General features: G+C 41.1%; 14 protein-coding genes. 6 read left to right on the top strand and 8 right to left on the bottom strand.

Going from position 1 to position 12064, the window contains the following annotated elements:
- Window positions 1–633: 633 nt before the first annotated feature.
- The gene (locus ACXQIQ_RS17060; protein ID WP_439301188.1) at window positions 634–1887 is read right to left on the bottom strand and encodes a S8 family peptidase; all 1254 of its coding nucleotides are present in this window, start codon (window positions 1885–1887) and stop codon (window positions 634–636) included.
- Between the two features lie 389 nt (window positions 1888–2276).
- On the opposite strand from ACXQIQ_RS17060, the gene ACXQIQ_RS17055 reads away from it, so the two are divergent.
- Window positions 2277–2456: an H-type small acid-soluble spore protein gene (locus ACXQIQ_RS17055; protein ID WP_439301189.1), complete on the top strand. Its 180-nt coding sequence runs from the start codon at window positions 2277–2279 to the stop codon at window positions 2454–2456.
- Window positions 2457–2493: 37 nt separating this feature from the next.
- On the opposite strand, the gene ACXQIQ_RS17050 is transcribed toward ACXQIQ_RS17055, so the two are convergent.
- The 5 genes from ACXQIQ_RS17050 to ACXQIQ_RS17030 form a co-directional block, all read right to left on the bottom strand.
- Window positions 2494–3090: a response regulator gene (locus ACXQIQ_RS17050; protein WP_458026126.1), complete on the bottom strand. Its 597-nt coding sequence runs from the start codon at window positions 3088–3090 to the stop codon at window positions 2494–2496.
- A 25-nt stretch (window positions 3091–3115) separates the two neighbouring features.
- A complete protein-coding gene (locus ACXQIQ_RS17045; protein WP_439301191.1) occupies window positions 3116–4177 on the bottom strand; it encodes a HAMP domain-containing sensor histidine kinase in 1062 nt (353 codons plus the stop codon).
- 12 nt (window positions 4178–4189) lie between these two features.
- The gene (liaF, locus tag ACXQIQ_RS17040) at window positions 4190–4936 is read right to left on the bottom strand and encodes a cell wall-active antibiotics response protein LiaF (RefSeq protein ID WP_439301192.1); all 747 of its coding nucleotides are present in this window, start codon (window positions 4934–4936) and stop codon (window positions 4190–4192) included.
- A gap of 444 nt (window positions 4937–5380) precedes the next feature.
- Window positions 5381–5830 (bottom strand): TraR/DksA family transcriptional regulator, encoded by a 450-nt coding sequence (locus ACXQIQ_RS17035; RefSeq protein WP_439301193.1) that lies wholly within the window; start codon window positions 5828–5830, stop codon window positions 5381–5383.
- Window positions 5831–5885: 55 nt separating this feature from the next.
- Complete coding sequence (locus ACXQIQ_RS17030; protein ID WP_439301194.1) at window positions 5886–6248, bottom strand: hypothetical protein; 363 nt, start codon at window positions 6246–6248, stop codon at window positions 5886–5888.
- A gap of 92 nt (window positions 6249–6340) precedes the next feature.
- On the opposite strand from ACXQIQ_RS17030, the gene ACXQIQ_RS17025 reads away from it, so the two are divergent.
- Window positions 6341–6526, top strand: a complete 186-nt coding sequence (locus ACXQIQ_RS17025) for a cold-shock protein (RefSeq protein ID WP_439301195.1) — start codon at window positions 6341–6343, stop codon at window positions 6524–6526.
- Window positions 6527–6712: 186 nt separating this feature from the next.
- On the top strand, window positions 6713–6988 hold the full coding sequence (locus ACXQIQ_RS17020) for an HU family DNA-binding protein (RefSeq protein ID WP_226546948.1): 276 nt from the start codon (window positions 6713–6715) through the stop codon (window positions 6986–6988).
- Window positions 6989–7036: 48 nt separating this feature from the next.
- Here ACXQIQ_RS17020 and ACXQIQ_RS17015 read toward each other — a convergent pair whose 3' ends face one another.
- Entirely contained in the window at window positions 7037–7837 is an 801-nt protein-coding gene (locus ACXQIQ_RS17015; RefSeq protein WP_439301196.1) for an SDR family NAD(P)-dependent oxidoreductase, read from the bottom strand.
- A 270-nt stretch (window positions 7838–8107) separates the two neighbouring features.
- Window positions 8108–9181 carry an NAD(P)H-dependent flavin oxidoreductase gene (locus ACXQIQ_RS17010; RefSeq protein ID WP_439301197.1) on the bottom strand — a complete coding sequence of 358 codons (1074 nt, stop codon included), beginning with the start codon at window positions 9179–9181 and terminating at the stop codon, window positions 8108–8110.
- A gap of 658 nt (window positions 9182–9839) precedes the next feature.
- On the opposite strand from ACXQIQ_RS17010, the gene fdhD reads away from it, so the two are divergent.
- The 3 genes from fdhD to ACXQIQ_RS16995 all read left to right on the top strand — a co-directional run bounded on the left by fdhD (window position 9840) and on the right by ACXQIQ_RS16995 (window position 12043).
- Entirely contained in the window at window positions 9840–10634 is a 795-nt protein-coding gene (fdhD, locus tag ACXQIQ_RS17005) for a formate dehydrogenase accessory sulfurtransferase FdhD (protein WP_439301198.1), read from the top strand.
- A 33-nt stretch (window positions 10635–10667) separates the two neighbouring features.
- Window positions 10668–11675 (top strand): GTP 3',8-cyclase MoaA, encoded by a 1008-nt coding sequence (gene moaA, locus ACXQIQ_RS17000; RefSeq protein ID WP_439301199.1) that lies wholly within the window; start codon window positions 10668–10670, stop codon window positions 11673–11675.
- A 164-nt stretch (window positions 11676–11839) separates the two neighbouring features.
- Window positions 11840–12043, top strand: coding sequence for a hypothetical protein (locus ACXQIQ_RS16995; RefSeq protein WP_439301200.1), 204 nt, complete (start codon window positions 11840–11842; stop codon window positions 12041–12043).
- The last annotated feature ends 21 nt before the right edge of the window (window positions 12044–12064 follow it).

Genomic DNA, 12064 nt, shown 5'->3' with positions numbered 1-12064 from the left:
TCACACCAGATTTCCTTCACCACATTTGTATATTTGAGTGTTCAAATCTATGACTTAACGGACACGTGACTTATTGAAGCTAAGCGCCCGATAATTGATGAAGAATGACTAATTCATAAATCTAACGGACATTAAGGACCTTATTTCTATACATTATCCATTTTCACTAAACTTAACGGACATATGATACCTTATTTGGTTCAAAATCATCCAAAACAATATACTTTTTAAAAAATAGCGCATCTGATGTCCGTTTGCACACCGAAATTGGCGTTTTTGTCACAAATAACGGATCTGATGTCCGTTAAACCCTATCTCCCACCACACCACAAAAAAATGCTGCCCGATTGTAGAAGAACGACCATATTGTTTCATACCTATATTTCAAATACGTAATCCCAACACTAATCACATCTAAATTCACAGTCCCTCCAATAAATACTTCAGCCCTTGTGAAATGGTATGTGAATTCATCTGTTATTTAGGTACAAAAGTTCAAGGAAGCGCTGATATAACAAAAAAAACGCACTGTGAATTTCATCGTGAAATCCAGTGCGTTTTGCTTTGATAATTACTTGTTTGCACCTCTGAAGAAAACCCTCTGATTGAATCAGAGGGTTTAAAAGTTATAGATTATTGAACTGTAGGGAAACCGAATCCTGAAGCATAGTCATCACCAGCTGCTGCTCCAGATCCACCTAGAATGTCATTCGTTTTCGCACGGTTTTGAAGCTCTGTGCGAAGTGCAGCATTGGACATCGTAGGGTTTGCTGCCCAGATTTTAGCCGCTAGACCTGAAACGTGCGGAGTTGCCATGGAAGTACCACTGATTGTGTTATACGCTCCATCTTTCCAAGTAGACTCGATTGCGCGACCAGGTGCTGAAACCTCTACATCACGCTCTTGGATTGAATAATCCCCATCAGTATTCGGATTTCCACGAGAAGAGAAGTCCGCTACTCGATAAGTCCCGTTTTCTTGTACATTTTCAAGAGCTGCAACCGCAACTGCATCGACTAATGCACCAGGGTATCCGATCGTATCCGCTGCTGGACCGTCATTTCCAGCTGCCGCAATGACAAGTGCACCATTATTCATTGCATATGTGACTGCATCTGCAATCATAGAATCTTTCGAGCTTGATCCGAGTGACATGGAAATGACGACATTCACACCAAGTGCATTCCCTTGATCAGCTGCATGGCGGATGGCACCAGCAATGTCATCAGAGTATCCGAAACCACTGTTTCCTAGTACTTTGTAAGCCCAAAGTTTCGATTCTGGAGCTACACCATAAACACCTTGTCCATCAGCTCCACCATTAGCAAGTACTGTACCTGCAACGTGTGTACCGTGTCCGTTTTTATCCGTACACTGACCGTCTAGAATCGGAGCTCTATTTTGACTGAAATCTTTACATTGTTCCACATTGGAAACTAGGTCAACGTGCTCGACATAAGTTCCTGTATCAAGAACAGCTACACGGACGCCGTTACCTCCACTTGTTGCAGTAAGATTAGCATCGTTGTACATCGCTTCCATTCCCCATGGCGTTTGGTCAGAAGGAGTAGCTGTACGTGTCGCAGTTTGGGACACCTTATTTATAGAAACCTTTTCAACCAAGGATACATTCAAATTTTTGTTCTTCTGAAGTGCTTCATATTGTTTTTCCGTTACGTCCGTTGTGAATCCTTTTTCTTGGAAATCCCAGCGTTTTCCGTAGTTTGCACTCGCATTCATTATTGCTTGATCACTAGATGATGAAATCAATACACGTAACTTCTCATTTTTCGCTTGATCGGGCGTTTCTCCTGCTGCAAATACACCTGTTGCAAAAATGGAAACCATCATTATCGCTGTTAAAGCAATAGACAAAAATCGTTTCATCCTATCAATCTCTCCCCAAAATAGATTCATCAATTTCCATTGATGTGGAACAAAGAGTCTCGATGTATGTACGTGCTGCAGCAAGCCTACATTTTAACCTTATAGTTTTAAATTAAAATCATAGGCTGCGGAATCGACTCACCTCCCTACCTGAATATATTGTCGGTTTTTTCTGAATTTTGCATTATTAATGTTATCATATTGTGCATTCCTGGTGTATTGGGAAAATAGGCCTTTGATACAGCTAATATTTGTATATTAAAACAGTCTATTTTCCCAACAGGATTTATTATGAAGTTATAGTTGGAATTCGAAAGTAATGGATCGTGTATAAAACACATTGAAATATAAAAACTATGGAAAGCAAAGATTGGAAGGAGAATGTGTACATGAATGCTGGAAGAGCAAAACAGATTTTAGAATCGCCAAAAGAAATCGAGGTCCATTATCGAGGGAATCCGATTTGGATCCAACAAGTGGACGAAACAGGCAACACAGCACGTATCTATTCGAAGGGTGAACCTGAAAACGAAATGACCGTCAATGTAACCTTATTAGATGAAGTATAAGAAAAAGGGGTACCCGAAAATCCGGGTAGCCCCTTTATCATGAGGATAACTTATTGCGGTTTGCATAAATGGCGGCCTGTGTACGGTCAGAGACCTGCAACTTGCTAAGGATGTTACTTACATGTGTTTTGACAGTCTTGATCCCGATGAACAATTCTTCTCCGATTTCTTGGTTCGTCTTCCCTTCTCCAATCAAGACCAAGACCTCCAGTTCGCGTCTCGTCAATTCGTGATGTGGGAGTGTTTCATTGCCACGAAAACGGTTCATCATCTTCTGTGCTACTTTTGATTCAATGACTGACTCACCTGCATGGGCCTTTTTGATTGTATCTGAGATTTCGTCAGCGGATGCTGTTTTCAAGACATAACTGAATGCACCTGCCTCTATGGCAGGAAACACCTGTTCATCATCGTAAAAACTAGTCAAAATGATGATTTTGCAATCTGGATGGCTTTGTATGATTTCCTTCGTCGCTTCAATGCCGTTTCCATTCTCCATAATCAAGTCCATTAATACGACATCCGGATCAAGTTCCTTCAGCGCCTTCACAGCTTCATTGCCACTGGAGGCTTCGCCAAGAATCTCAAACGATGGATCTGTCATTAAATAAGAGCTTAGTCCCCTTCTTACCATTTCATGATCATCCACTAAAAATAACTTAATTGGTTCCGTCAATATGAACACCCCCTTTTTCAATCGGTACCCGGACGTCAATCGCTGTCCCTTTTCCTTTTGCAGAAGTGATGGAAAAACTGCCACCTATTTCTTCACAACGTTCTTTCATCGTCTTCAAACCATAGGACGTTTTCTTCTTTTCATTCAGATCGAATCCAACACCATTATCTCTCAGATGAATACGGATATGTTGGTCGGTATGGTTCAAGACAATCGTGAGACGATCTGCCTGTGAGTGTCGAAGGGCATTTGCCAACCCTTCCTGGATCATTCTGAAGAGATGATCCTCAATTCCTCTCGGCAATTCCGGAATTTCATGTATCTCGGAATCAATCGCAATTCCCGATTTCTGTCTTAGTTCGTCAACGAGACCTTTAATACCAGTATGTAAGTTCTCACCTGATAGTTCGATTGGTCGCAAGTGAAGTAGCAGTGCCCTCATCTCTCCTTGAGCTTTATTGGCCATCTCTACCACTTCTTTCAGCTGCGCTTTCGCTCGCTCCGGATGCTGATCAAACAGCTTCATAGCGGCAGAGGACATCATGTTCAAGGCAAAAAGTTGTTGACTGACCGCATCATGCAAATCCCGCGCCAATCGTTGTCTTTCTTCAATCGTAGCTGCTGTATGAGCCTTTTCAGCGTATGCCGCTTTCTCATTCGCTAGCTTTTGCAAAGACTGGACTTGTTTTTGGATTTTTGCCGTCAATTCATTGAGTTCGGCACAGATTGTCCCGATCTCGTCGCTTTCATGATCTTTGATGCGGTAGTCATAATGTCCTCTTGATAGCTTGGCGATGGCTACAGAAATTTCATTCAATCTATGAATCAGCTGTTGCCCTTTTTTGAAACTGAAAAAGATCCCCAATATGAACGTCAAAAGAAAAACAGCTAACGAGATTATGAAACTCCCTATTATTGGATCGGCTTCTGGAGAGAAATAATAAAGGATCTGGAAGATAAAAAAGACGAAAATGGTTGTATAAACCGCTGTTAAGAGGTGGGTACGATAGAGAATACCACGAACACCACTTTGATTTTGACTCACAAGACCACCCCTTTATACCCGATCAATTCTGAGATCTAATACTTGAAATTGAAAGTCGAATGTCAGTTTACGAGTCGCTTCATCGTACCCTTCTGTCTTATAACTCGCGTCCTTCATCAGACCATCTCTCTTGTAATTCCCAATCTTGATGTCTCCAACTTTCGATGAGGCCGTTACCGAAAAGTCAACATCCTCCGGTATTAAAATCTTTATGTCTCCAACCCAACCAGCTAAACGAATGGTTGTTTCCTTATCTGGAATGAAGGCCCGCGTATAGTCGAAATCATAATCAGCTACACCATTTCGCTCATCAAGATCTTCCACTTGCCAGTTCTCATCTTTCATAGACACATCCGTGACAAAGCCACTTTTGGCATGCTTGGCGTTTTTATCCATATTCACAGAAACTTTAGGTCCTCTACCCCAGAGTATCTTGACCCCTATATAGACGAACAGAAGAGGCCATAGGTTGATGATTTGATCAAAAGAGAATTCTATAAAGCCTAATCGATCTGCCGAAAGCAAACTTCCCACAGCAGCGAACAGCAGCCCAAAGAACCAGCTTCCAGACCGCCTCTTGCTCAACCAGGCTTCAAGTAGCCACTTAAGACCTAATAAAAGTAGTACAAAAGGATACAAGAAATGTATCGCTTCGTCTATTTCCATGGAAATAAGACCTAAATTGACAAGAAGTAACACTGCTCCACCTAGTATAAAAATCAGTGCTACGATAAATTGACCACCAGAACGTAGTTTCATAAGACCACACACCTTTATTTATATCTTTAAGAAGGTCCGCCTTTTACATTTTGACAAAGTTCGGTATATCCCTTCTTTTGATTGTTTCCTACTTATAGGATACCTCTCACATAACAAATGCAGAACGAACCCTGGGACGTTTCCTTCTCCGCCTTAAGGCGGATATTTGGATTGAAGAACTGAAAGTGAAAAACTCCAATAATTTACATTTATGTTAAAATCAATAGTGAAAGGGGGGCTTAATGAACCTAGAGGATGTTAAACCGATTAAACGTTCCAAATTACGGATCATGTGTGGGAAAGTGTACTTTACAATGAAGCGTAGATTCATATGGATGAAGAATAAAAGAAAGTATACTCGTACCCAGAAAATTATGCCATCATGATGTACCAGCCTTATTTAGAAACGAATCACCATTAAAAAAGATAATCAGCCGGTGCTGATTATCTTCCTGACGCATTTTGTTCTTCTTCGATTTGTTCGATCGTGTTTGAAGTGTCCCGACGGCGATCATTTGTATGCTCATCGGGTATGGTTTTTCTTTTATCGTAAGCTCTTTGTGCTTCTATCGTTCGTTTTGCATATGGAACAGCTTCTAACCTTTCCTTCGATATGTCTTCACCTGTATCGATGCAGATGCCAAAGGTCCCTTTTTCAATACGTTCCAGTGCTTGATTGATTTCCTCTAATAATTCTTCATCGCTTTCTTTTAAGGTCAATTCTTTTTCATGCTCATATTCTACCGTAGCAGAGTCACCCATATGGTTCTCATTACTTGTGATTTCTTCTGTATCTACGTTTTGTTCGCGTTTTTGGTATCGTTTATACACATCGCGTTTCATCGTATCTAATTGTGTTTTGAACTGTTCGATTTGTTCTTGTGTAAGTGCCATATCCTCTCCTCCTTACATGCATCCATACCCTCGGTGATTCCTAAATAAACACGGTTCAACTAAAGAGGACCATCCATACAATCAACGAGATCGGTACGAGTCCCGACCATGTCCAAAACCAAATTGCAGAGGCTTTGTTTTTATCAGAAAGAACATAAAGAAAAATTCCGGGAAAAACGGTCCAGGTGACAAACAATACAATCGCCAACAAAAATTGAATGACAGATGTGAAGTTGAAACGGTCGAAAGTCACAACAAATAGGTATGCTGGAATGGACATGATCAATGGAGTGAAGAAGCTCCATATCAAGGCTCTTACTCGGTACATATTCAAGTAGCGCTTGTTATCTTCCACATATTGAGTGAATAAACTCCAAGAATTTTCTACGGGTAATTGTATTCTTCTCGCTATTTCCATTTCAACATCCCTCCATTGGAAAATGGTTGTATCTATATTTCATGGCAAAATGGGGTATAATAGAGATATTAAGATAAAGTGGGTGGAAACAAATGGCATTTTTCTCAAAGAATCAGCAAGAGCCAATTCCTGAAGTCGAAACAAAAGTATGGAGTTGTACGAACCAGGATTGTTCTGGATGGATGAGAGACGGATTGTCTTTTGAAGCAAAACCAGCTTGTCCACTATGTCAATCTGAAATGGCGATGGAAACGCGGGTATTGCCTGAATTATCATAACGGAATGCAAAATACAGTGGAGTGGCCCTATTGGGACACTCTTTTTTGCATTCTTTCATGTTCCTTTTTTAATAACTTAATCCTTTATTTTCTGAAAAATGACTAACAAATGTATATTTTCGATTAAAGCGGTAAGAATGGTAGATACATAATGTTCTAATGAACAAATTCCAAGGAGGAATAAACATGAACAAACGTGATTTAATCCAACATGTCGCTGAACAAACAGGCTTATCTAAAAAGCATTCAACTACAGCTGTCAATGCAGTAATCGATGCGATTACACAAAAGCTCACAGATGGCGAAAACGTACAATTAATCGGCTTTGGTAGTTTTGAAGTACGCCAACGCCAAGCAAGAAAAGGAAGAAATCCTCAAACAGGAGAAGTGATCCAAATCGAAGCGACACGTACTCCTGCATTCAAGCCTGGAAAGCAACTGAAAGAAGCTGTCAAAGCTTAACTTGAGGAACAGATGAAAAAAGGGTGGCCGCTTCAGGTCAACCCTTTTTCATCGTAAAACAGTACCCCCGGATATCTTAACTGATTCTCCAATGATATTGGGAGCGGCGTCCGTGATGAGGTATGAAATTGTATTGGCTACCTCCTCCGGCTGTACCAATTCTCCAGAAGGATATTCATCCTTTACCTTTTGCAATTGTTCTTCAAACGAGATTCCCTCCCGTTTGGCTCGTTTTTCAAGTGCTCGAATTCCCATTTGTGTGTTGACGTAACCCGGACATACTGCGTTCACGCGAACTCCGTTCTTAATCGCTTCAAGTGCGAATGAATGCGTAAATCCGATTAGAGCGAATTTCGATCCGGAATAAGCTGTGTTCCCATATGTCCCTCTTAATCCAGATAAAGAGGATACGTTAATGACAACGCCTTTTTGGTGCTGCTTCATATGTTGGTAGACAAGCTTCGTCAACATGACGGCTGCCGTATAATTCAATTCCATGATGTATTCGAGTTCTTCTTTAGAAGTATCCTCAACGATGCCTCCGCCAGCAATGCCTGCACAATTTACCAGACCATATATGGGACCAAGCTCTGCCTCAGCATTCTCAACCAGCCCTATTTGCGCCGATTCACTCGTCAAATCTGCCGTATGTACATGGATATTCTCAGAAGGGGTGAACTCCAATAGTTCTTGTCTGAGGAAATCTAATTTTTTTGTATCCCTTGCGGTCAATGTAACTTTTCCACCCATTTTTACAACGGCTTTGGCTGTCTCACTTCCGATTCCACCGCTAGCACCTGTAATGAGGATATGACGGTTTTCAAGCGCATCAACCGAGAAAACACTCATCGCCCAAACTCCTTTGCATAAAGACTGAAATCAATTGATTTTAGAAAACGGGACTAACTCTATAGAGAGTTAATCCCTCAATCGTACGAACTTCACGCTGGTATTTAGTAAACAATATCAATTTACCCTCCAGTCTTTGGATATAAACCGCATAGGTGCAAAATTTTTTAAAATTGTTCATCCAATTTCAATGAACGTTGACAAACCCCTCGATCTGGAAAAGTAAGTGCGGCGTATTTTAGTTTTTCGTTTATGACTCTTGTACTCTATTTATTCATGTTCCCGTAACGACTTCAATGAAAGTTCTGTTTCCCGGACAATTTCTTCTACAATTTCAGATGCAGATTGTTCTGGTTTAATCAATCGATTCCCTTGCCCAGACCAAAGAGACATATAGTCCAATTTCCCTTGACGCTTCGCTTGGGACCTGATTTCTTTCGTCAACATATTTTGGATTGGATAATGGAGTGGTTCAATTGATTTGGATTGGAATAGATCGACAAATGTATTTCGCAAAGCTCTAGCAGGCCTACCAGAAAATGCAGACGTCAGTACCGTGCTTTCTTCGTTTGATTCAAGTAAGGCCTTTTTGTATAGATCAGGTGCTCCACTTTCATACGCATTCAAAAAACGGGTACCGAGTTGAATACCTTTCGCGCCGAGCGCAATGGCAGCTACCATCCCTCTTCCGTCCATAATTCCTCCTGCCGCAATGACTGGAATCGAAACGTGATCGACAATTTGTGGTACAAGCGCGAATGTGCCTACTGTAACGAATTGTTCTTCATATTCAAACGTGCCACGGTGTCCGCCGGCTTCACTTCCTTGGGCGATCAAGACATCTACTCCTGCCTTCTCTGCTAATCGAGCTTCTTCTACTGTCGTGACCATGGTCACGACTTTAATTCCTTTTTCGTGAGCCCGCTCAATTTGTTCCGAATCAGGCACTCCAAACGTAGTGGATATAACCGGGACATCTTCTTCCAACAGCACTTCAAATTGCTCTTCATAATAATCCTTTACTTCGAACACATCTTGGTTAGGTTTTATCTCAAGATTTTCATAAATCGGTGAGAGGTGTTTGATTACTTCATCTGTGCGGGGGTCTTCTCGGACTTTATGAACATTAAACAGATTTACGGCAAATGGTCGGTTTGTATGTTTCCGAACTTCAATGATCGCTTGTCGAGTATCTTCAGGGGTCAGATACCCTGCCCCGATTGTACCGAGACCCCCCGCTTCTGAAACTGAAGCAACCAGTTCAGCCGTCGTAATCCCCCCTGCCATTCCAGCCTGGATAATCGGATATTGAATGTTCAACATTCCACATATTACTGTTTTCATTCCTACCATCCTTTCAAAGAATCAAGAATGTTTTGACTCACACAATGCACACTTATCTGTATTATTGGAATACCCTTGTACACAAACTTTACTTGCTAACATTTAAAAATACACAAAAAAAATGTGCAAGCCAGAGTGGCTTGCACGTCAATAAGGTATGGGCGGTGTCAGAGTTTTAAGGGGATTGTCTACTTCAGTATAGCATGGCTTTACACGCTTGTTTATTGGGAAAATCACATGAATTAACGCACTAAAATCTTATTTATCGAAGTACCATTTTCCCAACTGTCAGTTTCCTGTCAAACCCCCACAAAAACACATGCCATTTTCTGTAAAAATAGACAATTTGGTGTATGATGTTACAACTCGAAATTTTTTCAAAAAAAACGCGCAAGCCGGGGGAGGCTCGCGCTAAAAAAGGTATGGGCGGTGTCAGAGTCTTAAGGGGATTGTCTACTTCAGTATAGCATGGCTTTACACGCTTGTTTATTGGGAAAATAACTGAATGTTCCTGGTGATATTCCCACCTTTCGATGTAGAATTTTCCCAACTCAGGTCGATTTCCAGAATGCCTTTAACAGTCTTCATACGACAAGAAATTCCTCGATACGCTATACTAGTATATAGGAACATTTTTGAAAAGAATTGAGTGAGACGGATGAAAGACCAAATGATTACGACTCGTAAAATTCATACATACATCGATGGTGAAGTCATTGAAAAAGTTGACACCGTAGTGACAGAGTTTCCTTTGACGATTGTACTGAACGGCCATGAATTTGCTACAATGGTATGTACACCAGCATTCTTAAAAGAAATGGTCATAGGCTTTTTGGCTTCCGAAGGGGTTATTCGTTTATTTAAACGTGATATCGCTTCCATTACGATTGATGAAGACAAAGGTTTTGCCTATGTAGAGACAACGACAAAGATTGAGCAGACGATCCAAGAACATACAAAACGATTTATCGGTTCTTGTTGCGGGAAGAGCAGACAGTCATTCTACTTTCAAAATGACGTAAAAACCGCAAAGTCTTCCATGACGAAAAGAACGATCAGCTACGAGCAGTGCATCAATCTCATGGAACAACTTCAGTCGTCTAGCAGTACTTTCCAGGCTACCGGTGGCGTTCACAACGCTGCAATCTGTTCTCCTGAAGGAATGATCGTGTCCAGAACAGACATTGGAAGACACAATGCACTTGATAAGCTTTATGGTCATTGTTTGATGAACGAGATACACGTACAAGATAAAATATTAGTATTCAGTGGCCGGATATCCTCTGAGATTTTGTTGAAAGCAGCTAAAATCGGAGTCGGCATTCTATTGTCCAAGTCTGCCCCAACAGAACTAGCCCTTCAAGCGGCAGAAGATTTGAACATCACTACAGCCGGTTTCATACGAGGAAACCGCGTTAATGTATATACACACCCAGAACGAATCGTTTTATAACATCGCATCACATGAAGGAGGTGCATCCATCGCATGAACATCTTGGACCAACATAACCGCCCTTTACGGGATTTACGAATCTCTGTAACCGATCGTTGTAACTTTCGGTGTCATTATTGCATGCCAGCAGAAGTGTTCGGACCGAATTATGAGTTTTTGAAGAAAAACATGCTGCTTAGTTTTGAAGAGATTACGAGACTAGCAAAATTGTTCCGTAAACGAGCCGGGATAAAAAAATTGCGGATCACGGGTGGAGAACCTTTGATGAGGCGCGATCTCCCAGTACTCATTTCTCAACTCTCTTCTATTGAGGGTATTGAGGACATTGCTATGACGACGAACGGTTCCCTGTTACCTAAATTTGCTGATCAGCTAAAAAATGCAGGGCTGGACCGTGTGACCATCAGTCTAGATACGCTTGATGACGAACGTTTCAAAAAAATCAACGGTCGTGATGTATCAGTTGAGACTGTACTGAAAGGAATAGAAGCTGCGAAAGCCGCAGGACTGTCCATCAAGATGAATATGGTCGTACAAAAAGGGGTCAACGATGAGGATATCATCCCTATGGCAAAGTATTTCAGACAACAAGGACATATCCTAAGATTCATCGAGTATATGGATGTCGGCAACTCCAATGGTTGGAAAATGGATGATGTTTTTTCGAAGAAAGAGATCATAAACCGAATCAATGATGTCATGCCGATTGAACCAATCCAACCAAATTATACAGGAGAAGTAGCAACCCGTTACCGGTATGTCGACTCAGACGATGAAATCGGAATTATTTCTTCTGTAACGGATGCATTTTGCTCCGCTTGCAATCGGTCCAGACTATCCGCAGAAGGTAAACTCTACACTTGTTTATTTTCGGTAAAAGGACATGATTTGCGCGGTCCATTAAGAAACGGATATAGCGATGAAGAAATGATGAACTTGATCGATAATATCTGGTCACATCGTACAGACCGTTATTCTGAAGAACGAACCCATCATACGAAACGAAAAACCAAAGTCGAGATGTCGCACATTGGTGGTTAAAAATGTAGAAATGGAGAACGAGGAATCGTTCTCCATTTCTTTTTACCGATACAATTCCCTATCCAAAAGCTTAGAAATAAGTTACCATTGTACTATAGACTTACAGATATTTTTGTATATTTCGAATAAATTCGACACCACTATTCATTATAAAGGGTGATAAAATGACATTAACGAAGACCTCGTCTTATTCCAATATTGAAGAAGCTTCCAAAGACGTACTCGAACTGATCAGCCGTTTTGTTGACGTGAATACTTTCTTTGTGGCGAAAAACGATCAACACGATGTAGAGATCATCCAATCTTTCAACCGCGATGAAGTGGTTCTTGAATCAGGATTTGAAACACTTTACCGTGATTCCTACTGACAATTCATCGTAAAAGGTGGT

The sequence above is a fragment of the Pseudalkalibacillus sp. Hm43 genome, from assembly GCF_054170705.1.
Note: the sequence above shows the minus strand (reverse complement) of the source record. Positions and strands in the feature narration are given on the sequence as shown.

Coding starts and splice junctions, on each gene's coding strand:
- ACXQIQ_RS17060 (WP_439301188.1), bottom strand. CDS start 1,887: ATGAAACGATTTTTGTCTATTGCTTTAACAGCGATAATGATGGTTTCC.
- ACXQIQ_RS17055 (WP_439301189.1), top strand. CDS start 2,277: ATGAATGCTGGAAGAGCAAAACAGATTTTAGAATCGCCAAAAGAAATC.
- ACXQIQ_RS17050 (WP_458026126.1), bottom strand. CDS start 3,090: ATGGTAAGAAGGGGACTAAGCTCTTATTTAATGACAGATCCATCGTTT.
- liaF (WP_439301192.1), bottom strand. CDS start 4,936: ATGAAACTACGTTCTGGTGGTCAATTTATCGTAGCACTGATTTTTATA.
- ACXQIQ_RS17035 (WP_439301193.1), bottom strand. CDS start 5,830: ATGGCACTTACACAAGAACAAATCGAACAGTTCAAAACACAATTAGAT.
- ACXQIQ_RS17030 (WP_439301194.1), bottom strand. CDS start 6,248: ATGGAAATAGCGAGAAGAATACAATTACCCGTAGAAAATTCTTGGAGT.
- ACXQIQ_RS17025 (WP_439301195.1), top strand. CDS start 6,341: ATGGCATTTTTCTCAAAGAATCAGCAAGAGCCAATTCCTGAAGTCGAA.
- ACXQIQ_RS17020 (WP_226546948.1), top strand. CDS start 6,713: ATGAACAAACGTGATTTAATCCAACATGTCGCTGAACAAACAGGCTTA.
- ACXQIQ_RS17015 (WP_439301196.1), bottom strand. CDS start 7,837: ATGAGTGTTTTCTCGGTTGATGCGCTTGAAAACCGTCATATCCTCATT.
- ACXQIQ_RS17010 (WP_439301197.1), bottom strand. CDS start 9,181: ATGAAAACAGTAATATGTGGAATGTTGAACATTCAATATCCGATTATC.
- fdhD (WP_439301198.1), top strand. CDS start 9,840: ATGAAAGACCAAATGATTACGACTCGTAAAATTCATACATACATCGAT.
- moaA (WP_439301199.1), top strand. CDS start 10,668: ATGAACATCTTGGACCAACATAACCGCCCTTTACGGGATTTACGAATC.
- ACXQIQ_RS16995 (WP_439301200.1), top strand. CDS start 11,840: ATGACATTAACGAAGACCTCGTCTTATTCCAATATTGAAGAAGCTTCC.